Raw genomic sequence first — 22,214 nt, 5'->3', positions numbered from 1 at the left:
GAGGAAGGTGCGGGCCGTAGGCGCTCAGGTCAGACCGGGCGGATGTTCTCCGCCTGCAGGCCCTTGGGGCCCTGCTTCACGTCGAACTCGACACGCTGGTTCTCCTCCAGCGTGCGGTACCCGTTGGACTGGATGGCGCTGAAGTGCGCGAACACGTCGGCGCTGCCGTCCTCGGGGGCGATGAAGCCAAAGCCCTTCTCGGCGTTGAACCACTTGACGGTTCCGAAAGCCATAACTGCTCCTTGCAAGAGGCGACGACCCCGACCTTCGGAGTCGTACATCACGGTGTCGTCGTCATCTCTCGGAAGAACGATCGAGGCACTGCAATGACTCAAGCCTACCCGGTTCCGCCGTCGGCGTCCCGGTCTAATCGTGAGCATCTTGCACGCACGGTGTTAGAAAGGTGCCATGACCGTGCCCCAGATCTCCTTGAACAACGGTGTCAGCGTGCCCCAGGTGGGCCTCGGCGTCTTCCAGGTTCCGGACGACAGTACGCAGGTCACGGTGGAAAAAGCCTTCGAGCTGGGCTACCGCCACGTCGACACGGCCGCCGGCTACTACAACGAGGAGGGCGTCGGCGCGGCGGTGCGCGCGTCGGGGCTGCCGCGTGAGGAGTTGTTCGTCACCACCAAGCTCCGCAACGGCGACCAGGGCTACGAGAGCGCCCTCCGCGCGTTCGAGAACAGCCGCCGCGCACTGGGCCTGGACGTCGTCGACCTGTACCTCATCCACTGGCCGGTCCCGAGCAAGGACCTCTACGTGGAGACGTGGCGGGCGTTCGAGAAGCTCTACGCGGAGGGAGCCGTCCGGGCGATCGGCGTCTCGAACTTCCTCCCCTCGCACCTCGACCGCCTGGTGGCGGAGAGCGAGGTGGTCCCGGCCGTGAACCAGATCGAGCTCCACCCGACGTACCGCCAGCCGGCAACGGTGGAGGCAGGTCTTCGTCATGGGATCGTGCCCGAGGCGTACTCGCCCCTGGGGCGGGGGCAGGACCTCGAGTCGGCGGCGGTCACCGCGATCGCCACGGACCTCGGCGTCACCCCGGCCCAGGTGGTCCTGCGCTGGCACGTGCAGCACGGCTCGATCGTGATCCCCAAGTCGGTCAGCCCCGAGCGGATGGCCACGAACATCGACCTGTTCTCGTTCGAGCTCACGGAGGAGCAGATCACCCAGATCGACGCCCTGCACCGCGATGGCGCGCGCATCGGCGCCGATCCCGAGACCGCGGCGTTCACCCAGTTCAGGAACTGATTCCACACTCCCACCCGGACCGTGCCGACCCGTGCGGGGCGGCACGGTCCGCTGTTTCCCAAGGGCCGCGGGCCTACCCTGTAACACAGGTCACATCATCGTAACGATGTGGTCCGCGTGACGGACGCGACACATGAACGTCACACAAGGTGGTTACTTTCAGCGATCACGACGCGGGCAACGGCTCCTCGTCGCGATCGGTGCGTCAACGGTGCGTCGTCCGCCAACCCAGGGCGACATGACAGGAAGTAGGAGAACCTTGAGGCGGAACACTCTGTTTGCGGCGGGCGCACTGACGCTCGCCGTTGCGCTGACCGCATCAGCCTGTGGCACGGTCGAGACCGGCGGTGGCGGCGGCGGGGGCACCGAGGGCGAGTGCGCGGTCAAGATCGGCGTGATGGGTGCGCTCTCGGGCGCGAACGCCGGCATCGTCATCCCGTCGGTCAACGGCGCGAAGCTCGCGCTGAAGGAGTACGAGGCCACCGAGCCCGAGTGCTCCGTCGAGCTCGTCGAGTTCGACACCGAGGGTGACCCGGCCAAGGCGACGCCCGTCGCGACGCAGATGTCGACGGACGAGTCCTTCCTCGGCGTCATCGGCGGCGCGTTCTCCGGCGAGACGCGTGCCACCAAGGCGATCTTCGACGACGCGGGCCTGACCATGATCAGCCAGTCGGCCACCGCGACCGACCTGACGCAGGAGGAGCCGGCCGCGGTGTTCCACCGCGTCGTCGGCCACGACCTGGTCCAGGGCACCGCGATCGCCAACTACGTGTCCGAGACGCTCGGCGCCAGCAAGGTCTTCGTCGTCGACGACTCCACCGCCTACGGCGAGCCCCTCGCCGGCAAGGTCAAGGAGGTCCTCGGCGACAAGGTCATCGCGACCGACAAGACGCAGGAGAAGCAGACCGACTTCTCCGCCGTCGTCGGCAAGATCCAGGGCGCGGCGCCCGACGCCGTCGTCTACGCGGGCTACGCCGCCGAGGCCGGCCCGTTCCTCAAGCAGCTGCGTGACGCCGGCGTGACCGTGCCGTTCATCGGTGGCGACGGCCTCTACGGTGTCGACTTCCCGAAGGCTGCGGGTCCCGCCGCCGAGGGCGCCATCGTCACCTGCCCCTGCGTCCCGGTCGAGGGCACCTTCGCCGAGGACTACGAGGCCGAGTTCGGTGAGGCCGCCGGCGCGTACGCCGGTGAGGGCTACGACGCCATGAACATCTTCCTCGAGGCTCTGGCCGAGGGGAACACCACGCGCGAGGACGTCGAGGCGTTCGTCGACGCGTACGAGGGCGAGGGTCTGACCAAGTCCTACAAGTTCGACGAGGTCGGCGACGTCGACCAGGCGAACGTCATCGTGTGGTCCTACAAGGTCGAGGGTGGCGTGCTCGTCCCCGACCAGGAGATCAAGCAGTAGTAAGCCACTGCGTCGAGTACCGGTGGGGCGGTGAGGAGTACCTCGCCGCCCCACCGGTACGTTAACGGACCATTCGGAGAAAAAACTCATGGACTTCACGAACCTCATCGAGGGGCTCGGGGGCTTTACGGTCGACGGCCTCACCAAGGGCTCGATCTACGCCCTCGTCGCACTGGGATACACCCTGGTGTACGGCGTGCTGCGGCTCATCAACTTCGCGCACTCCGAGGTCTTCATGGTCGGCGCCTGGACGGTGCTCGGCGTCTACACGGCCGTCGGGGCCCACTCCGGCGTCGGTGTCTGGCTGGCCATCGGGATCACGCTGCTCGCCGGTCTCATCGCCGCTCTCGCCTCGGCCGGCACTGCTCTCGTGGTGGAGCGGGTGGCCTACCGCCCGCTGCGCAACAAGAACGCGCCACCGCTCATCGTGCTGATCACGGCGATCGGGTGCTCGCTCGTGCTGGTCGAGATCTTCGGCCACGCGCTGCGGGTCATCTTCGGCGCCCCCTTCGGCCGCTCCGCCGTCAACATCCCGACGGTCGTCCCGACGCGTGAGGTGATCACGATCGGGAGCTTCAACATGAGCAACATCGACCTGATCGTCATCCTCTCGGCGATCGGGATGATGGTGGCGCTGGACCTCTTCGTCAACAAGTCGCGGCTCGGCCGTGGCGTCCGCGCCGTCGCCCAGGACCCGGACACCGCCTCGCTCATGGGTGTGAACAAGAACAGCGTCATCATGCTGGTCTTCGTCATCGGTGGCGTGGCCGCCGGTCTCGCGGCACTCCTGCACACCATGAAGTACGACTTCGCCAAGTTCGACATGGGCTTCCTGATCGGCATCAAGGCGTTCACCGCTGCCGTGCTCGGCGGCATCGGCAACCTGCGTGGCGCGCTCGTGGGTGGCCTCCTGCTGGGGGTGGCCGAGGTCTACTCCTCGGCCCTCATCAGCTCGAACTGGGAGGACGTGACGGCGTTCGTCATCCTCGTCGTCGTCCTCATGTTCCGTCCCACCGGCATCCTCGGTGAGTCCCTCGGGAAGGCTCGCGCATGACCGACACCACGCCCCAGAAGTCCGTGCTGCAGCGGGTTGCGGCCGTGCCCTCGATGCTCGGCGACGCACCGCAGTGGGTGAAGGTCCCCCTGATCCTGCTGGTGCTCTCGCTGTGCGTCTACCTTCCGTTCCTGAACGTCCTGCCGTTCGCGTACCTGCGGACGGACCTCAGCCCCAACGGTTCCGACTGGTCCACCGTGCTCTTCACGATCGTGCTCTACATGATCGTGGCGGTCGGTCTGAACGTCGTCATCGGCTGGGCCGGCCTGCTCGACCTCGGCTACGTCGGCTTCTACGCCGTGGGCGCCTACTCGATCGCGCTCTTCGGCTCGCCCGCCTCGCCCGTGACCAAGGCCATCGCCGAGCGGTTCGGCCTGCCCGAGGGCTGGTCCATGGCGTTCGCGGCCTGCATCCCGCTGGCCATCTGCATCGCCCTCATCGCGGGCGTCGTGCTCGGTGCGCCCACCCTGCGTCTCCGTGGCGACTACCTCGCGATCGTGACGATGGGCTTCGGCGAGATCATCCGCATCGTCATGCGCAACTCCGAGTGGACGGGTGGCCCCGCCGGCATCATCGCGGTGCCGGAGCCCCCCGCGCCGGACGAGGACTTCTTCAACGGCATCGATGTGGAGCGCTGGTACTGGCTCGCCCTCGCCGTCCTGGTGGTTCTCATCTGGCTCATGCGCCGCCTCGAGCACAGCCGCGTCGGTCGTGCCTGGCTGGCCATCCGCGAGGACGAGGACGCCGCGGCGGTGATGGGTGTCAACGCCTTCAAGTACAAGCTGTGGGCGTTCGCCATCGGTGCGTCGCTCGGTGCCATCGCCGGCCTGCTCTTCGCGAGCAAGCAGGCGTACGTGGAACCCAACGGCTTCCAGCTCAACCTGTCGTTCCTCTTCGTCGCGATGGTCGTCATCGGCGGCTCCGGCAACATCTGGGGGGCGCTGTTCGGTGCCTTCCTGATCACCTACCTCCCGGAGCGGTTCCGTGAGTTCGAGTCGTGGCGCCCGCTGGCGTTCGGCGTCGCGCTCGTCGCGATCATGGTCCTGCGTCCGCAGGGCCTCTTCCCCAACCGTCGTCGGGCCCGCGAGCTCGAGGACCGCAAGCACGAGGCAGAGGAGGCTGCAGCTGATGCCTGAGCAGACCATCCCTGAGTCCACGTCCGTCCAGGACGCGCCCGTCAGCGACAGCGAGGTGCTGCTCTCTGTCGACCACGTGACGCTCCGCTTCGGCGGCGTCGTCGCGCTGAACGATGTCGACTTCGAGATCCGCACGGGGGAGATCCTCGGCCTGATCGGCCCCAACGGGGCCGGGAAGACGACGTGCTTCAACGCGATGACCGGCGTCTACAAGCCGACGTCCGGGAGCATCACGTTCGCCGGCACCCAGATCTCGGGGAGCAAGCCTCACCAGATCACCGCGCTGGGCATCGCCCGCACGTTCCAGAACATCCGCCTCTTCCCGGAGATGTCGGCGCTCGAGAACGTGATGGTCGGCTGCGACGCGCGGAACAAGACCTCCGTGCTCGGCGCCCTGTTCCGGCTGTACCGGATCTGGGGCGTGCCGGAGGAGGACCTGCCGCGCAACCCCGTCAAGCGGGCCCTCGCGAAGGTGATCGGCGTCAGCCGTCACGAGCTGGAGGAGCGCCGCAGCCGCCGCAAGGCGTGGGAGCTGCTCCACTTCGTCGGCATCGCCGACCGTTCCGAGGAGCTCGCCCGCAACCTCCCGTACGGTTACCAGCGCCGGCTGGAGATCGCCCGGGCGCTGGCGACGGAGCCGAAGCTGCTGTGCCTCGACGAGCCGGCGGCCGGGTTCAACCCCGCGGAGAAGGAGGACCTCATGGGCCTCATCCGCCGTATCCGTGACCGTGGCCTCACCGTCCTGCTCATCGAGCACGACATGAGGCTGGTCATGGGGGTCACGGACCGCATCGTGGTCCTCGAGTTCGGCTCGAAGATCGCCGAGGGTGCTCCGGCCGAGGTCGCCCGCGACCCGAAGGTCATCGCTGCTTACCTGGGAGAGCCAGATGCTGCTTGAGGTCAAGGACATCGTCCTCAACTACGGGAAGATCGAGGCCCTGCACGGCCTCTCGCTGGAGGTCGCCGAGGGCGAGGTGGTCTCTCTCATCGGTGCCAACGGGGCCGGCAAGACGTCGACCATGCGAGCGATCTCGGGCGTGCGTGGCGTGGCGTCGGGCACGATCAGCTTCGACGGCCAGGACGTGACGAACCTCCGCGCCGACCAGCGCATGCGCAAGGGCCTGATCCTGGCGCCGGAGGGCCGCGGGGTCTTCCCCGGCATGACGGTGGTGGAGAACCTCGAGATGGGGGCCTACACCCGCCGTGACCGGGCAGCGATCATGTCCGACTTCGAGCGCGTCTTCGAGCTGTTCCCCCGGCTCGCGGAGCGCAAGAAGCAGGTCGCCGGGACCATGTCCGGCGGTGAGCAGCAGATGCTGTCGATCGGCCGTGCGCTGATGTCGCGGCCCAAGCTGCTCCTGCTCGACGAGCCGTCGATGGGCCTGGCGCCCATGCTGATCCAGCAGATCTTCTCGATCATCCGGGAGATCGCCGCGCAGGGCACCACGATCCTCGTGGTGGAGCAGAACGCCAAGCAGGCGCTGACCCTGGCGGACCGCGCCTACGTCCTGGAGACGGGCAACATCGTCAAGACGGGCAAGGGCTCGGACCTTCTCACGGACACGAGCATCCGCGAGGCGTACCTGGGCGTCGCCTAGCCTCGCCCGGGTGCCCGACGGCGGACCCGGGCCGCGACCACCACCGTGAGCGCCCCCAGGGCCGCGCCCGCGACGTTGAGCACGACGTCCTGGACGGTCGGGACCCGGCCGGGGATCAGGTGCTGCGTGAGCTCGATCGCGAGGGAGAACGCCCCTCCGGCGACGGTGACCGCCCAGGGCCGGCGGACGAGCAGCACTCCGAGCACGCCGAACGGCACGAAGAGGACCACGTTGGCGAGCGCCTCGATCACGGGGAACGTGGTGTGGAGGCCGAGGGCGTCGAGGATCCGCAGGCCGAGCCGTCCCCAGGCGGGCACGTCGGTGGTGGGTGGGGCGGGCGACATGGTCGCCACCAGGACCGCTGCCACGTAGAACCCCGAGATCCACCACAGCGCACGCACGCACCGACCCTATAGTCGCGGTCGCCCGGCGCGGGCACCTCGGTCAGCGAGGGAGAATCAGAGGGTGCAGCACTTTGCCTCCGACAACTACGCCAGCGTCCACCCCGAGGTCCTCGCCGCGATCGCCGCGGCGAACGACGGCCCGGCCGTCGCCTACGGGGACGACCCCGTCACGGCGCGCCTGGGCGAGCGCGTCCGCGAGGTCTTCGGCGACCGGGCTGTCGCCTTTCCCGTCGTCAACGGCACCGGGGCGAACGTCATCTCGCTCATGGCGGTCACGCCCCGCTGGGGCGGCGTCGTCGCGAGCGACGTGGCGCACGTCAACACCGACGAGAACGGCGCCCCCGAGCGCGTGGGCGGGCTGAAGGTCCTGGCGTCCCCCTCGGTGGACGGCCGTCTCGCACCGGACGCCCTCGACCGCTGGGCCGGCGACCGCGGCGACGTGCACCGCGCACAGCCCGTCGTTCTGTCGCTCACCCAGAGCACCGAGCTCGGCACCGTCTACTCCGTGGCCCACCTCAAGGAGCTCGCCGACGCCGCGCACGCGCTCGGCATGAAGGTGCACCTCGACGGGTCGAGGCTGGCCAACGCCGCAGCGGCGCTCGGCACCGGCCTGCGTGAGCTGACGACCGACGTGGGCGTGGACATCCTCTCGCTCGGCGCCGCCAAGATCGGCGGCATGATCGGCGAGGCGGTGGTGGTGCTGTCCGACGACGGCCCGACCGCCCCGGGCGCGCCGCGCAGCGCCGCGGAGGCCGTGCCGTTCCTCCGCAAGGCGACGATGCAGCTCGCGTCGAAGGCCCGGTTCGTGTCGGCGCAGCTGCTGGCCGTGCTCGGCGAGCCGGGTACGCCCCACGGCGACGGGCTGCACGACGGCCTGGGCGACAGCCCGTCGGGAAGCCCGCTGTGGCTGCGCAACGCCGCCCACGCCAACGCGATGGCGGCCCGGCTGCGGACGGGGGTCGAGAGCGTGGGCGCCGGCGTCGTCCGGGTCACGCGGCCCACGGACGCCAACGCGGTGTTCGCGACGCTGCCCCGCGCCGCCGCCGACCGGCTGCGGACGGCGTACCGCTTCTACGACTGGTCGGCGGGGGAGACTCCCGACCGCGTCGAGGTGCGGTGGATGTGTTCCTGGGACACGTCGGAGGAGCAGGTGGACGGCTTCGTGACGGCGCTGGCCGCCGCGCTGTAGGCCGGGCCGGGGCGGGGGAGGGCTGCGACACTGGGCCGATGACCGGTTACCAGCTCCTCGGTCCCCGGGCCCCTGCGGTACTCACCGTCTCCCTCCTCGCGCTCGTCCTCCTCGCGGCGTGCGGCGGCCCGTCCCGCACGCCGACGCCGACCCCCGCGGACCGGCCGTCGCCGTCGTCCCCCGCGACCGAGAGCCCGGAGCCGACCCCGTCGCCCACGCCCAGCTCCAGCCCCACCCCGTCGCCGCCCGACCCGCTCGCGGGCTGGACGCTCGAGGAGAAGGTCGGGCAGCTGCTCATGGTGGGCGTGGACGTCCAGGCCCAGCAGCCGGTGAGCTGGGACGTGGTCCGGCTGCACCACGTCGGCAACGTGTTCCTGGCAGGCCGGACGCAGGCGGGACGGGGCGCGACGGGCGCGCTCACGCAGAGCTTCCGCGACCTTGTGGCCACGGGCGTCACGCACGGGGCACCCCTGCTGGTCGCGACCGACCAGGAGGGCGGGCTCGTCCAGGTCCTCCGCGGGGAGGGCTTCTCGGAGATCCCCCGTGCGACCGAGCAGGCCGCCCTGGACCCGGCAGTGCTGCAACAGCAGGCGCAGGCGTGGGGGGCGGAGCTCGCGGCCGCGGGCATCAACCTCGACCTGGCGCCGGTGATGGACCTGGTACCGGCCGGGACGGAGGGCTCCAACGCGCCCGTCGGGTACTTCGCCCGCAACTACGGCACCGCGCCGGAGCAGGTCACGGCGTCCGCGAACGCCTTCTCGGCCGGGCTGCGCGCTGCGGGCGTCGAGCCCGTGATCAAGCACTTCCCCGGGCTGGGCCGGGTCACCGCGAACACCGACGACACGGCCGGCGTCACGGACACGGTGACCGGTCCGGGCGACCCGTCCGTCGGGGTCTTCGCCGCGGGGATCGAGGCAGGGGCGCGCTACGTGATGATGTCGTCCGCCGTCTACACGCAGATCGACCCGGCCGCGCCGGCGGTCTTCAGCCCGGCCGCCGTCTCGCTGCTCCGCGACGACCTGGGCTTCGAGGGCGTGGTCATGACGGACGACCTGTCCGGCGCGGACCAGGTCGCGGCCTGGGCGCCGGGGGACCGGGCGGTCCTCGCCGTGGCCGCGGGCGTGGACCTGGTGCTCGCCTCGGCCGACCCCGCAGTGGTGCCCGCGATGGCCCAGGCCCTGGTCGCGCGGGCCCAGTCCGACCCGGCGTTCGCCGCACGGGTCGACGAGTCGGCCCGCCGGGTGCTCACGGCGAAGGCAGGCCTGTAGCGAGGATTTAACAATCCGACCTCTTTGCCTGGAGTGTGACCTTCGCTACATTTCATCTGTTCCTCATGATGCACAGTCCATGACAGCGCAAGAGAAGGAGCACGATGATCACCTCCCTCACCCGCCTCGCCGACGGTCTCCTCCAGAAGGTCGCCCCCCAGGTCGTGGCGCAGGCCATGCCCTGCGGGACCTACTACCAGTACCGGTGCGGCAACACCTGCGGCAGCCGCGGCTTCCGCATCCTGCAGCGCCGGACGTGCCGGGACTGCACCGGCGGCGGCTCGGGCTGCGACGCCTGGAGCAGCCTGAGCTGCGACTGCTGACCCGCTGAGCCCGTCCGGTGGGCCCGCCTCCCGGCGGGGCCACCGGACCGTCCGTCGCCCGCCGGCCCTGGGAGCCTCATGCTCGAGACCGTCACCCTGTTCCTGCAGCTCTCCGTCGCCGGGGTGCTGCTGGCGTCGGGCGTCTCCAAGGTGCGCGGCGACGCGAACCGCGACACGTGGGTGCTGCTCGTCGGCCGGGCGCCCACAGCCCTGCGCGGCCTGCCGCCCGGCCTGGCCTCGCTGCTCCACATCGGCGTCGAGCTCGCCGTGGGACTGCTGCTTCTCCTCGGACCGGCCGTCCGGACGCCCGCCCTTGCCGCTGCCGCGCTCCTGTTCGCCGGGTTCACGCTCCTCGCCCTCTGGTCCGCGCTGTCGGACGAGGCGCTCCCGTGCTCCTGCTTCGGGCGGGTGACCGCACCGCTCGGCTGGCCCCACGTCTGGCGCAACCTCGGCCTCACCGGCCTGGCTCTGGCAGGCCTGGCCGGCGCCGTGGCGACCGGTCCCGCGCTCCCGGCCTCGCCGGGAGCAGCAGCCCTGGCCGCCGGGGCCGCCGTCGTCGTCGCAGCCCTGACCTTCTCCTTCGACGACCTCGTCGACCTGTTCCGCCCGGGGACGCTCGCGCCGAGCAGCGCGCCGGGAACCCACCGCTAGAAACGGAGACCCCGTGGCCGTCCTCACCGCCGCCGTCGTGCTGCTCAGCGTCCTGGTGCTCTTCAACCTGCTGCTCACCCTGGCCCTGGCCCGGCGGCTCCGCCAGGTCGAGGCCTCCGGTCACGCCACGCACGCGGCCCCGTCGTTCCCCGACCTCGACGAGGTCAAGCCCGGCACGCCCGTGAACGAGTTCACCGCCGTGACCACGGACGGCCGGACGGTGACCAACGAGGAGAGATACGGCGACCGCACCGTCTACGCCTTCTTCGACACCGGCTGCTCCACCTGCTTCAAGCAGCTGCAGCCGCTCGTCGACCTGGTGGAGCGTGAGGGGTTCACGCCCGACCAGGTCATCGCCTTCGTCACCGACGAGTCCGGCAGCCCGGAGAAGTACACCTCGGTGATCGACGGCCACCTCACCGTCGTGGTGCACCGCCCGGACGAGCTCCGCCGCCCGTTCGAGCCCGGCGGGTTCCCTGCCTTCGTCCTGGCGGACCGGTCGGGCCTGGCCGTGCGGTCGGGCGTGGAGGTCTCCGACCTCGACACCGTCCTCGCCCCGGCGTGAGCGCACGAGCGGGGAGCGCACGAGCAGGGCGCGGTGCCGTGCTGCGCGAGTCGGCCGGGCGCGCGGCCCGGGCGGTGGGCATGTGCTGGCAGGCCACGCCGTGGTCGCTCACGTCCTACACGGTGCTCACCGTCGTCGAGGGCCTGCTCCCGGCCGGGATCGCGCTGGGCACCAAGTGGCTCCTCGACGTGCTCCAGTCGGGCGCCGAGGCACCTGGCGTCCCGGCGGCGCTGGCGGCGTCGCCCCTGACGATCGTCCTGCTGATCGCAGCCGTCGCCCTGACCGACGCCGTGGTGCGGTACGTGGTCCGCTACCTGGGCACCCGGATCCAGCGGGGCGTCACGCTGCTCGTCACCGAGCGGCTGTACGGCGCGGTCAGCCGGCTGCCGGGCCTGCGGCACTTCGAGGACCCGGCGTTCCGCGACCGTCTGCGCATGGCGGAGACCTCGGCGTCGGACGTGCCCGAGGAGATCGTCCACTCCCTGTTCGGCGTGGTGCGCGGCGTCCTCACCATCGGCGGGCTGCTGGGCATCCTCGTCACGATCAACCCGCTCGTCGCGCTGCTCACGGTCGTCGCCTCGGTCCCGGCCCTGTTCGTCCAGGTGCTGCTGAACCGCGAGCGGCACGGGGTGCAGTGGCGCATGAGCCCGCGGTCCCGGCGGCAGGCCTTCTACCAGGACCTCATGCTCAACCCGTCGGCCGCCGCGGAGGTCCGGCTCTTCGGCGCCGGCCCGTTCCTGCTGGACCGGATGCGCACCGAGCTGCGGGCCATCAACGCCTCCGAGGAGGTCATGGACCGCAAGACTGTGCTGACCCACGCGCCCCTGGCGCTCCTGGGTGCCCTCGTGTCGGGCGGCGGGCTCGTCTGGGTGGTGGCCGCGGCGGCCCGCGGAGACCTGACGATCGGCGACGTCTCCGCCTTCATCGCGGCGGTCGCCGGCGTGCAGAGCGCCGCCGGCCTGCTCGTCATGAGCCTCACCAGGACCCACGAGACGCTGCTCCTGATGACGTACTACGACGACGTCGTCGCCACCCCCGTCGACCTGGACACCCCGGTGGACCCGCGGCCCGTCACCGGCCTGCGCCACGAGATCCGGGTCGAGGACGTGTGGTTCCGCTACACGGACGACGGCCCCTGGGTGCTCCGCGGCGTGTCGCTCACGATCCCGGCGGACGGGTCGGTCGCGCTGGTCGGCTACAACGGCGCCGGCAAGAGCACGCTCGTCAAGATCCTGTGCCGCATGTACGAACCCACGCGCGGGCGCGTGCTGTGGGACGGCGTCGACGTCCGCGAGCACGACGTGGTGGCGCTGCGGAGCCGCATCAGCGCCGTCTTCCAGGACTTCATGGACTACGAGCTCACGGCACGCGAGAACATCGCGCTGGGGGCGCTGGAGCACCTGCACGACGACGCCGCGGTGCGGGCTGCCGCGCAGGCCGCGGGCGCCGGGGCGATGGTCGAGGGCCTGCCCCACGGGTACGACACCATGCTGTCCCGGCTGTACTACCAGGACGAGGAGGCGGCCGGCGGGGAGACGCCGTCCGGCGTGACCTTGTCCGGGGGGCAGTGGCAGCGGCTCGCCATCGCCCGGTCGCTCATGCGGCGCGGGCGGGACCTGCTGATCCTGGACGAGCCGACGTCGGGCCTCGACCCGCAGGCCGAGCGTGACGTCCAGGACCTCCTGGCGACCCTGCGGAACGGCGCCGCCACGGTCGTGGTCTCGCACCGTCTCGGTGCGGCCCGGGACCTCGACCAGATCGTGGTGCTGCAGGACGGGACGGTCGCCGAGCGCGGTACGCACGACGAGCTGATGGCCCGGGACGGCGAGTACGCGCGGCTCTTCACGCTCCAGGCGGCCGGCTACACCGGGGACGAGGCCCTGGCATGACGGGCGCGGTCATCGGCCTGTGGGTGCTCGCGGTGGTGGTGCTCGCCTCCGCGGCCGCCGTCGGGGCCGTGCGGTACCTGCGGCACCGCTACGTGGTGGTCACGGTGGAGGGCACCTCGATGACGCCCACCTACCGGCCGGGCGACCAGGTGCTCGTCCGGCGGCCGGGACGGCGCGGCCCGACGGCGTCCGTGGGCGCCGTCGTGGTGGTCCGCAGGCCTGACGTCACCCACGGCTGGCGGTCGGCACGCCCGGTCGCGGGCACACCGTCCGGCGAACGCTGGTTCATCAAACGCGTCGCGGCCGCGCCGGACGGCCCGGCGCCGGAAGGCCACCTGTTCCTGCTCGGCGACCACCCCGACAGCCTCGACTCCCGCCGGTACGGGCCGTGCCCCGAGCACCAGGTCCTGGGGACCGTGGTGCGGACCCTGCCCGCCCGGGCGTGACGCCGGCGGGCGCCCGCGCGCCCGCGCGCCCGCCGGAACGCTATGCCAGCCCGAGCACGTCCAGCGTCCACGCGTGCTCGAACGCGATCTCCTCCCACCGGGCGTACCGCCCGGAGACGCCGCCGTGCCCTGCCGCCATCTCGATCTTCAGCAGCGCGGGAGCGCCCGCTGCGCGGAGGCGGGCCACCCACTTGGCGGGCTCCACGTAGAGCACGCGCGTGTCGTTGAACGACGTCGTGGCGAGGATGCGCGGGTAGTGCGACGCGTCGTCGGGCACGTTCTCGTACGGGGAGTACGCCTTCATGGCGGCGTAGACCTCGGGGTCCTCCAGGGGGTTGCCCCACTCGTCCCACTCCACCACCGTGAGCGGCAGCGTCGGGTCCAGCATGGAGGTGAGGGGGTCCACGAACGGGACGTCCGCGATGACCCCGGCGAACGCCTCGGGCGCCAGGTTCAGCGCGGCGCCGACGAGCAGGCCGCCCGCGGAGCCGCCGTCGGCCACGATGCGGTCCGGTGTGGTCCACCCCGCCTCGACGAGGTACCGGGCGCTCGCCACGAAGTCGGTGAACGTGTTCGGCTTGCGCAGCAGCTTGCCGTCCTCGTACCAGTGGCGGCCCAGCTCGCCCCCGCCGCGCACGTGCGCCAGGGCGAAGACGACGCCGCGGTCCAGCAGGCTCAGCCGTGGCACCGTGAAGTACGGGTCGATGCTGCTCTCGTACGCGCCGTACCCGTAGAGCAGCAGCGGGGCGGGCTCGCCGGGGACCACCTTGTCGCGCCGCCACACGAGGGAGAGGGGCACGCGCGTGCCGTCGTCGGACACCGCCCACTCGCGGCGGGAGTCGTACTCGGCCGGGTCGTAGCCACCGAGGACGGGCTGCTGCTTGAGGAGCGTGCGGGCACCGGTCGCGACGTCGTAGTCGTAGACGGCCGCGGGTGTGACGAACGACGTGACCGCCGCCCGCAGGTTGGGCTGCTCCCACACGCCCACCCCGGCGCCCACCGTCTCGAGCGGCTCCCCGAAGGTGATCTCGTCGAAGGCCCACCGGTCGCCCAGCGTGGCCCCGGCGGCCCCCTCGAGCCGCAGCACGGCGCTGCGGCTGATCGCGTCGCGCCGGTAGTGCAGCACCAGGTAGCGGGCGCTCGCGCTGATGCCCTCCAGGCGGACGGCCGGGTCGTGCGGCACGACGACGGACGCCTGGGCCGGCGTCACCGTCTCGCCCGGCGCAGGCACCGGCGAGGCGACCAGCTCGAAGTTCTCCGCCCCGTCGTTGTGGAGGATCAGCAGGGCGTCGCCGGCGACCGGGGCGCCGCCGGGCAGGACGGCGTGCTCCACCGAGTACTCCACGCCCTCGCGGCGGGGCCACACCACCCGGAACTCGCCGGTCGGGTTGTCGGCCTCCAGCAGCCAGGACTCGCTCGTCACCTTCGAGCCCAGCTCGATCTGCAGGTACTTCCTGGACCTGGAGAGGCCGACGCCCACCCAGTAGCGCTCGTCCGGCTCCTCGAAGACGACGACGTCGTCCGACGCCGGGGTGCCGACGCGGTGCCGCCAGACCCGGTACGGACGCCAGGCGTCGTCGAGGGTCAGGTAGAAGACGTGCTGGCCGTCGGGGGTGAAGAGTGCACCCGGGGCGGTGCCGCGGACCTCGTCGCCGAGGTCCGTGCCGGTCGCAAGGTCGCGGACCTTGAGGGTGTACCGCTCGTCGCCCGCGGTGTCTGTGGCGTAGAGGAGGCGGGTGCCGTCGTCGGACACGTCGAGCGAGCCGAGCGAGAAGAAGTCGTGGCCCTCGGCCTCGGCGTTCTGGTCCAGCAGGACCTCCTCGCCCGGCACCGGCTCGCCCGGCTCCAGGACGCGAGGGGTCCAGTCGTCCGGCCCGGACACGGCGTACCGCGCGTGGATCGGGTACTGCCGGCCCTCGACCGTGCGGGCGTAGTACCAGTACCCGCCGTCGCGGGACGGCAGGGAGAGGTCCGTCTCCAGGGTGCGGCCCTTGATCTCCTCGAAGATCGTCGCCCGCAGCGGCGCGAGGTGGGCGAGCTGTGCCTGTGTCCAGGCGTTCTCGGCCTCCAGGTGCGCCACGACCTCGGGGTCCTCCTTGGCGCGGAGCCACTCGTAGTCGTCGGCGAAGTCGTCGCCGTGGTGCGACCGGAGAACCGGCCTGCGCTCCGCCACGGGCGGGCCCGAGGGCGGTGCGGCGGAAGCCGCCTGGGCGGGCGCCGTGTCGGTGGGCTGCGAGGTCTGGTGGGCTGCGGCGTCGGGCACCGTGCCAGGGTACGGTGCCCGGCGCCGCGAATGGGATCGGTCAGGCGTCGCGTCGCGACGTGCGCAGCTCCACGACCAGCACCACGGCGGCGAGGACCACGAACAGTGCCCCCACCACCGGAATGCCCTGCACGCCGACGGTGGCGACGACGCCCGCGCCGATGGCCGACCCGGCCGCGATCCCCACGTTGAAGACCGAGCTGGAGACCGCGGACGCCATCTCCGTGGCCCCCGGCGCCACCTGAAGGTTGAGGTGCGAGATGGCGGGCGGGATCGCGCTGAAGGCGAAGCCGAAGAGGGCGAGCCCGGCGACCGCGAGCGGGGGGACGCCCCCGAGCAGCTGCAGCACCGCGAACGCGACGACCATGAGGCCGAGCGACACCACGATGGTGGACCATGGGTGGCGGTCCAGCACCTGGCCCACCACGAAGGTGGCGACGACCCCCGCCAGCCCCTGCCCCAGGAGCAGCAGGCTCAGGTACTGGGGCGCGAACCCGCCCACCTCCAGCAGGTACTGCGTGACGAAGGTGATCATGGCGAAGCCGCCGGTCACCAGCAGGGCGGTGACGGTCATCAGGACGACGAACCGGCGCATGCTCGGGTGCGTCCCGCGGGAGGTGTCGCTCTGGGTGCCGCCCGCCGCCGGCATGAAGGCCGCGACGGCGACGCAGGCGGCGAGGCTCACTGCCGACATCACCAGGAACGACGTCCGCCAGCCCGCCTGCTGGCCCAGCCAGGTGCCGAACGGGACGCCGAGCACCGGCCCGAGCGAGTTGCCGATGGTGAGGCGGGCGATCATCCTGCCGCGCACCTGCGGCGCGAACATGGCCGCGGCCGCGGGGATCACGATCGCCCAGAACAGGGCCTGGCCCAGGGCGGTGATGACCCGGGCGGCCATCTGGTCCCAGTAGCCGACGGCCAGCGCCGACCACAGCGAGCCCACCACGCACAGCGCGGTGGTGATGACGAGCACGGTGCGGCGGGGGAGCCGCCTGGTGACCATCGCGAGCGGCACCGACGCGAGGACGACCACCGCGGCGTACGCCGTGACCAGCAGCCCGATCTCGGACGTGGTGCGCCCCAGGTCGGGGGCGATGAGGGTCAGCATACCGCCGGGAAGGTTCTCGGCGGTCACGAAGGTGAAGGCCGAGACCGACAGCGCGGTCAGTGCGATGAGCGCACGCCGCTGGTCCGCGGGGGAGGAGGCTGGCGCGTCGACACTGTCCGGGAGAGCGGTCGGGGCGGCGGGCATGGGGTCAGTATCGCCTATCGATCGAATCGATTCTAGGGAGTGTCCAGAACCGGGCAGGCCCGGTCAGCCCAGCGTGCAGGCCTCGCCCTCGCCCGTCGTCACCAGGGCCCCGGTGATCGCCAGCTCACCCCGGCCCTTGGCGGCCAGGCGGAAGGCGGCGCCGGCGTCGTCCTCGGCGGTCACCACGAGCCACCCGCCGACGTCGGCCCCCGTGGTGACCACGTCGAAGCCGTGCTCGTCGAGCACCGGCTCGACCGCGGCGGCGACGCGGTCCCAGTCGGCGCTCGTGACGTCGAGGCCCGCGACCTCGTAGCCGGCGGTCGAGAAGGTGCACCCGCCGTCCTCGCCGGGCGCGACCTGCGCGTCGCTGACGAGCTCCCAGCCGAGCTCCGAGTCCAGCGCGTCGTCCACCGCGGCGCGGACGTCGGTGAGGACCTGCTCGTAGTAGCCCCCGGCGTCCGCGAGCGGGGTCGAGGCCACGGGGCCCGAGCAGCCGCTGACCAGGGCGGACACGGCGGCGACGCCGGCAGTCAGGGCGAGGCGGGTGGTGCGCACGAGGTCTCCGTTCGTCGGCTGCGGCCACCCTAGCGACAGCGCAGGTTCCCGGGTAGCGCTCCCCATGGCCGACGGCGACGCCTGGCGGGTACCGTGTGGCTAGCCACGGAAGGGGTTAAATGTCGGAGATGTACGGCGCGGACGTCGAGCAGCTGCGGGCGCTCGGCCGCGCGATCACGCGCCACGGTGACGACCTCGAGTCGTCGATGGGGCAGGTCGCCACGGCAGTCACGAGCTCGCCGTGGCGAGGCCCCGTGCGGGACCGGTTCCTCGAGACCTGGCGTACCGAGCACACGGCGGCCGTGCGGGCCGCCGTCACGGCGCTGGCCGAGGCCGGGCGCGCTGCCGCGGTGAACGCCGACGCCCAGGAGCGCACGAGCACCACCTACGACGGCGGGGGCGCGGGTGGGAACGGCGCCTCGCCCGACCCCGGACGAGGGTCCGGCGGCGACCCGTCGGAAGGGCCGGGGGACAAGCGCAAGGAGCCGGGCGACCCGGGCGACCTCGGCAAGCCCGAGGACGCGATCGACGTGCCGCTCGACGACGCCGCGGTAGGCCCCGAGACGATCGAGCAGGGCTCGTTGGCCGACTGCTGGTTCCTCGCCTCGGCCGGCGCCGTCGCCCAGCAGGACCCCGAGTGGGTCAAGGAGCACATCGTCTACGACCCCAAGACCGGCACCTACACCGTGACGTTCTACGACGACGGCAAGCCGGTGAAGATCACCGTCGAGGACACGGTCCTCGAGAACGCCGCCGGCGCCCCGGACGGCAGCCCGTCGTGGATCTCCGTCTACGAGAAGGCCGCCGCCGTGTACATGGGCGGCGAGTACGGCGACATCGAGTACGACAACCCCGCCAAGGCGCTCGAGATGATCACCGGCAAGGACACGGAGACGGAGTCGCTCGACCCGCCCCTGTGGTTCAGCCCGCCCAGCCTGTCCTCGATCGGTGACAAGGTGGACGGAGGGCAGCCGGTCGTGGTGTCGTCCAAGGACGGCGGCGGCTGGTTCGGCGACGGGCCGTCCGACAAGGAGGTCGTGGCCAACCACGTCTATACCGTCCAGAGCGTGTCCGACGACGGCAAGACGATCACCCTCATCAACCCGTGGGGTCCCGGGGGAGGTACCGGGTCGGACGGAGAGACCAAGCCCGGCACCATCACGATGACCGCCGACGAGTTCTACGACAGCTTCGGGTCCGTGACCTACGGCTCGTCGACGAAGTGAGGTGACGACGATGGCTCAGGACGAACGCGTGACTGACGCGGCGAGCACGGCCGGGGTGCTGCGGGTGGCCCAGAGTGCGCAGCTGCGCCTCGGCTCCACCCGCGTGGGTGTCATGGTGGCCGGCCCGCGCGAGGGCGTCCCGACGGCGCGCCTGCTGGTCCGCGCCGACGACGGCCGCCGGGCGACGGTCGACGCCGTCGTGGGCGACCACGTGGACCTGTTCGGCGAGGGCGAGCTGGAGCTCGTCGCGGTGGACGGCGGGACCACCCCCACGGAGCACAGCGCCGTCCGGGTGCGCCACCTGCCGGCCTGACCCCCGGCCGGCTGCGACCCGCCAGGTGCGCGAACGGCGCCCTCTCCGCACGGAGAGGGCGCCGTCGGCGTACCTAGGTGGTGCTACCTCACGGGGTGACGGTCACCGCGGTGTCGAGCACCCGCGTCCCGCGGACGAGACCGGCGGTCAGCTCGGTGTGCACCGTGCCGGCGCCCACCTCCTCGGCCGCGAGCCTCGCGGTGAAGGTGAGCGTCTCACCGGGGACCGGCGCCGTCGACTCGATGTAGATGTCGTTGACCGGCAGGATCGCCTGCACGTCGCCGGCACCCGCCGCATTCTCCGCGCCGACCAGCCATGCCTGGCCGGCCGGGGCCGTCTGCTGCTCGGAGTAACCGAACGAGATCTCCTGCGTGCCGCCCGTCTTGATCCAGAGCTGGAACTTGCGGAGGTGGTCGGTCCCGTAGTCGTTGACCTCCCACTGGACGATCCGGTAGGCGCCCGACGACGCGATCCGGATGCCCGGTGCGTCCGTGCCGTCCAGGTCGGTCCAGAACGGTGCGATCACGTTGTTCGGTGCCAGCGGGCTGGCGCCTGCGGGCAGCTGGCAGCAGTTGTTGTCGGTCGACGCGGCGTCGCCGGCGACGACGTACCCGTTCGAGTTGATCGAGATCCGCGTGTACGTCTGCCCGTTGAACTGGTACGCGGGGACGGCCCAGGTGAGGAAGTCCTCGTCACCGATCGGGTTGGCCCCGATGCCGTAGGCGCCGAGGTCGAGGAAGGCAGGCTCCGACGTCGCGACCATCGACGGCACGCCCAGCTGGGCGCCCGCGAGGGTCCGGGACGTGCGGGCGCTGCCGCCGAGGGCACCGAGGCCCTTCGTGGCGACCGAGACCTTCTGGTCCTGGTACGACAGGTTCGTCGCGGTGACCGTGCAGGTCACCTTGTCACCCACGGACACCTCGGTGTCGGCGCAGGTCTGCTCCGACGTGACGGTGCCCTCGGCGTGGATGAACGCCACGGGGATGTGCGACTCGCCGGCCGAGGTCGCGAACGTGATCTCGCCGAACTGCTGCACGCCCAGCGGGGCGGCGGTCGAGATGGTGATCGTGACCGCGCGGGACTTCCCGGCGGGAATCTTGTACTCGGCGGCGTCGAACGTGATGGACGAGCCCTCGGGCACGGTGGCCGTGGGGCGCACCGTGATCGCGGAGCCGGTCATGTTCTTCAGCGTGCGCTTCGTGGTCAGCGTGTCCGGCACCACCGGCGCGTTGATCGACGGCAGGTTGATGTCGACCGTGCGCAGCGGGTCGCCCGTGAGGGCGAACAGGTTCTGCGCGGTGTCCGAGATGGTGATCGGGGCGTCGAGCGACGCGCCCACGTCGACCCGGCCTGCACCCCTGTCGAAGGGGTCGGCCGGGGTCACCATGTCCTCCTTGAGGACCTCGGTGAGGGACTGCGTCATGATCGCCGACTTGATCTCGCCAGGCGTCCAGTCCGGGTGTACCGACTTGACCAGGATGGCCGTGCCGGCGATGTGCGGGGACGACATCGAGGTGCCGCCGATCGCCTGGAAGTAGTTGCCCGCGGGGCCGCCGTCGGTGGACTGCGGGGTGGGCGTTGCAGCGGCGAGGATCTGCACGCCGGGGGCCGTGATGTCCGGCTTCAGGAACGAGCCGGCCGGACCGCGCGAGGAGAACGCCGCCATGACGTCACCCTGGGCCTCGTCCTGCTCGCCGGCCGTGAAGGTGCCGGTGATGCCCGTGTGGGACAGGACCCACGCCTTGAGGGCCGCGCCGTCAGCCACGTGGACCGTGGGCAGGTAGTGGTTGTCCAGCGCGGTGTCCGCGAGGGCCGGGTTGTAGAGGATCATGCCGGCCGCGCCACCCTGGAGGACGTTGTAGCCCTTGGCGACGCGCGCGTTGACGCCGCGCTCGCACACCACGATCTTGCCCTCGACCGTCTCCGCGGGGGCGGGCTCCTGGCACAGCGGGTCGCCGAACGCGGAGGCGTGGACCACGGGGGTCGCCGCGTCCACGCCACCGGTGAGGGAGGCGCCCTCACCGGTGAACACGGAGCCGTCATCGGCCGTCAGGGTGAAGGTCGACGTGAAGGTGCGCGGCTGCGTGGACGCCGCCACCGTGGTGACCCACGGGGAGAGGTGGTTGGCCGTCGCGGCCCCCGGACCGTCGTTGCCGGCCGAGGCGGCCACGAAGATGCCCGCGTTGTAGGCGTCGAGGAACGCCAGCTCGGTCGGGTCGTTCAGCGGGTCGGTACCGCCGGAGATCGAGTAGTTGATGACGTCGACGCCGTCGAGGATCGCCTGCTGGGTGGCAGCCATCGTGTCGGCGTCGGTGCAGCCCTCGGGACCGCAGACCTTGTACTCGATGATCTTGGCGCCGGGTGCCACGCCCTGGATACGGGCGACCTCGGGGCCGAAGGGCTCCGGGTCGTCCAGGATCTGGCCGGCCGAGGTGGACGCGGTGTGCGAGCCGTGGCCGTCGCCGTCGCGGGCGGTGCCCGCGTACATGTCCACGTCCGTGCCGGTGGCGGTGCGGTCGTACGCGTCGGTGAAGTGCCAGCCGCCGATGAGCTTGTCGTTGCAGACGAACGGGTCGTTCTCCGGCGTGAGGGGGTTGTCCCCGAACTCGCAGGGGATGGTCGGGCCCGTGTACGCGGGCAGGCCGTCGTCCGCGAAGGACGGGTGCTCCGGCCACACGCCCGTGTCAAGGTTGCCGTAGATCACGCCGTCGCCCGCGAGGGCGTCGGTGCCCAGCACGTCGTAGGCGGCGTCGGCGTTGATGAACTCGATGCTGGAGTCGGTGAGCGGCTGCTCCATCCCGTTCTCCTGGACCGCGACCACTCCGGGTACCTGCAGCAGCGCTGCCACCTGGTCGCCGGGGACCTCCGCCGCCACGCCGCCGTAGACGGTGGTGTAGCTCTCGAAGAAGGTGACGCCCGGGACGGCCTTCTGCACCGAGCCCTTGATCTCCCGCTCGCGCTTGGCGAGGTGGGCCTCGTACTTCTTGACGTCGGCGTCGGCCTTCGACAGCTTCGCGCCCTTGACGCTTGGGCTGGTCGCTGCCAGACCGGCGACGTCGCCGGTGTACGAGGCCGTGGCGTCGTAGTCGAACTTGAGAAGCACCGGGATCTTCGCGCTGCTGGTGAGGCCCAGCAGGCTCTCCGGCGTGCGCGCGAGCGCGCTGCTCGGCGACTTGCTGCCCTGCGTCCGCGACACGATCGAGGCGGACTCGTCGGTGAGATCCGTCGGACGGGGGGACGGGGCGGCGGTGGCCGACACTGCGAGGCTGGTGACGGCGAGGGCGGCGCAGGACGTCGCGGCCGCCAGCCGGATGAGGGATTGTCTGCTCAGGCGCATGAGGGGCCCTTCTGAGGCACGTGGGACATGAGCGCGCGGCCGGAACGGAGTTTTCGGTCGCACACGTGAGACAGAAGGTAGACCTA

21 protein-coding genes are annotated in these 22,214 nt (G+C 71.4%); 15 read left to right on the top strand and 6 right to left on the bottom strand.

The features are described from left to right. Positions 1-29: 29 nt before the first annotated feature. Positions 30-233: a cold-shock protein gene (locus AC060K_RS17600; protein WP_125775558.1), complete on the bottom strand. Its 204-nt coding sequence runs from the start codon at positions 231-233 to the stop codon at positions 30-32. 175 nt (positions 234-408) lie between these two features. Between AC060K_RS17600 and AC060K_RS17595 the strand changes: the two genes are divergently transcribed. The 6 genes from AC060K_RS17595 (at position 409) to AC060K_RS17570 (ending at position 6,447) form a co-directional block, all read left to right on the top strand. Beyond that, positions 409-1,251, top strand: coding sequence for an aldo/keto reductase (locus AC060K_RS17595; RefSeq protein ID WP_483766643.1), 843 nt, complete (start codon positions 409-411; stop codon positions 1,249-1,251). Positions 1,252-1,510: 259 nt separating this feature from the next. Beyond that, positions 1,511-2,659: a branched-chain amino acid ABC transporter substrate-binding protein gene (locus AC060K_RS17590; RefSeq protein WP_483766642.1), complete on the top strand. Its 1,149-nt coding sequence runs from the start codon at positions 1,511-1,513 to the stop codon at positions 2,657-2,659. 88 nt (positions 2,660-2,747) lie between these two features. Continuing rightward, complete coding sequence (locus tag AC060K_RS17585) at positions 2,748-3,713, top strand: branched-chain amino acid ABC transporter permease (protein ID WP_483766641.1); 966 nt, start codon at positions 2,748-2,750, stop codon at positions 3,711-3,713. Continuing rightward, on the top strand, positions 3,710-4,849 hold the full coding sequence (locus AC060K_RS17580) for a branched-chain amino acid ABC transporter permease (RefSeq protein WP_483766640.1): 1,140 nt from the start codon (positions 3,710-3,712) through the stop codon (positions 4,847-4,849). Before AC060K_RS17585 ends, AC060K_RS17580 begins: the two co-directional genes overlap by 4 nt. Continuing rightward, a complete protein-coding gene (locus AC060K_RS17575) occupies positions 4,842-5,747 on the top strand; it encodes an ABC transporter ATP-binding protein (RefSeq protein WP_483766639.1) in 906 nt (301 codons plus the stop codon). The genes AC060K_RS17580 and AC060K_RS17575 overlap by 8 nt, the downstream gene beginning before the upstream one ends. Then, entirely contained in the window at positions 5,737-6,447 is a 711-nt protein-coding gene (locus AC060K_RS17570) for an ABC transporter ATP-binding protein (RefSeq protein WP_483766638.1), read from the top strand. The genes AC060K_RS17575 and AC060K_RS17570 overlap by 11 nt, the downstream gene beginning before the upstream one ends. Here the strand turns inward: AC060K_RS17570 and AC060K_RS17565 are convergent. Continuing rightward, a complete protein-coding gene (locus tag AC060K_RS17565) occupies positions 6,444-6,848 on the bottom strand; it encodes a VanZ family protein (RefSeq protein WP_483766637.1) in 405 nt (134 codons plus the stop codon). The genes AC060K_RS17570 and AC060K_RS17565 overlap by 4 nt on opposite strands. A gap of 64 nt (positions 6,849-6,912) precedes the next feature. Here AC060K_RS17565 and AC060K_RS17560 point away from each other — a divergent pair, with 64 nt between their 5' ends. From AC060K_RS17560 to AC060K_RS17530, 7 genes are all read left to right on the top strand, one after another. Continuing rightward, on the top strand, positions 6,913-8,040 hold the full coding sequence (locus tag AC060K_RS17560; protein ID WP_483766636.1) for a threonine aldolase family protein: 1,128 nt from the start codon (positions 6,913-6,915) through the stop codon (positions 8,038-8,040). Between the two features lie 38 nt (positions 8,041-8,078). Next, positions 8,079-9,308, top strand: coding sequence for a glycoside hydrolase family 3 N-terminal domain-containing protein (locus AC060K_RS17555; RefSeq protein WP_483766635.1), 1,230 nt, complete (start codon positions 8,079-8,081; stop codon positions 9,306-9,308). 104 nt (positions 9,309-9,412) lie between these two features. Further along, entirely contained in the window at positions 9,413-9,631 is a 219-nt protein-coding gene (locus AC060K_RS17550; protein WP_483766634.1) for a hypothetical protein, read from the top strand. A gap of 78 nt (positions 9,632-9,709) precedes the next feature. Next, positions 9,710-10,282 (top strand): MauE/DoxX family redox-associated membrane protein, encoded by a 573-nt coding sequence (locus AC060K_RS17545; RefSeq protein WP_483766633.1) that lies wholly within the window; start codon positions 9,710-9,712, stop codon positions 10,280-10,282. Positions 10,283-10,295: 13 nt separating this feature from the next. Further along, entirely contained in the window at positions 10,296-10,847 is a 552-nt protein-coding gene (locus AC060K_RS17540) for a hypothetical protein (protein WP_483766632.1), read from the top strand. Next, on the top strand, positions 10,844-12,736 hold the full coding sequence (locus tag AC060K_RS17535) for an ABC transporter ATP-binding protein (protein WP_483766631.1): 1,893 nt from the start codon (positions 10,844-10,846) through the stop codon (positions 12,734-12,736). Before AC060K_RS17540 ends, AC060K_RS17535 begins: the two co-directional genes overlap by 4 nt. Beyond that, positions 12,733-13,182, top strand: coding sequence for a S26 family signal peptidase (locus AC060K_RS17530; RefSeq protein ID WP_483766630.1), 450 nt, complete (start codon positions 12,733-12,735; stop codon positions 13,180-13,182). The genes AC060K_RS17535 and AC060K_RS17530 overlap by 4 nt, the downstream gene beginning before the upstream one ends. Before the next feature lie 40 nt (positions 13,183-13,222). Here AC060K_RS17530 and AC060K_RS17525 read toward each other — a convergent pair whose 3' ends face one another. The 3 genes from AC060K_RS17525 to AC060K_RS17515 all read right to left on the bottom strand — a co-directional run bounded on the left by AC060K_RS17525 (position 13,223) and on the right by AC060K_RS17515 (position 17,252). Continuing rightward, on the bottom strand, positions 13,223-15,355 hold the full coding sequence (locus tag AC060K_RS17525; RefSeq protein ID WP_483766668.1) for a S9 family peptidase: 2,133 nt from the start codon (positions 15,353-15,355) through the stop codon (positions 13,223-13,225). Between the two features lie 130 nt (positions 15,356-15,485). Continuing rightward, positions 15,486-16,697: an MFS transporter gene (locus tag AC060K_RS17520; protein WP_483766629.1), complete on the bottom strand. Its 1,212-nt coding sequence runs from the start codon at positions 16,695-16,697 to the stop codon at positions 15,486-15,488. Positions 16,698-16,760: 63 nt separating this feature from the next. After that, on the bottom strand, positions 16,761-17,252 hold the full coding sequence (locus tag AC060K_RS17515; protein ID WP_483766628.1) for a hypothetical protein: 492 nt from the start codon (positions 17,250-17,252) through the stop codon (positions 16,761-16,763). 119 nt (positions 17,253-17,371) lie between these two features. On the opposite strand from AC060K_RS17515, the gene AC060K_RS17510 reads away from it, so the two are divergent. Together AC060K_RS17510 and AC060K_RS17505 are read left to right on the top strand one after the other, a co-directional pair. Continuing rightward, positions 17,372-18,478, top strand: a complete 1,107-nt coding sequence (locus AC060K_RS17510; protein ID WP_483766627.1) for a C2 family cysteine protease — start codon at positions 17,372-17,374, stop codon at positions 18,476-18,478. A 10-nt stretch (positions 18,479-18,488) separates the two neighbouring features. Continuing rightward, a complete protein-coding gene (locus AC060K_RS17505) occupies positions 18,489-18,791 on the top strand; it encodes a hypothetical protein (RefSeq protein ID WP_483766626.1) in 303 nt (100 codons plus the stop codon). An 88-nt stretch (positions 18,792-18,879) separates the two neighbouring features. Here the strand turns inward: AC060K_RS17505 and AC060K_RS17500 are convergent, their stop codons facing one another. After that, on the bottom strand, positions 18,880-22,128 hold the full coding sequence (locus tag AC060K_RS17500; RefSeq protein WP_483766625.1) for a S8 family serine peptidase: 3,249 nt from the start codon (positions 22,126-22,128) through the stop codon (positions 18,880-18,882). Positions 22,129-22,214: the final 86 nt, after the last annotated feature.

The organism is Antribacter sp. NEAU-D49, assembly GCF_057158775.1.
The sequence above is the reverse complement of the archived record's forward strand: the minus strand, read 5'-3'. Positions and strand labels throughout refer to the sequence as shown.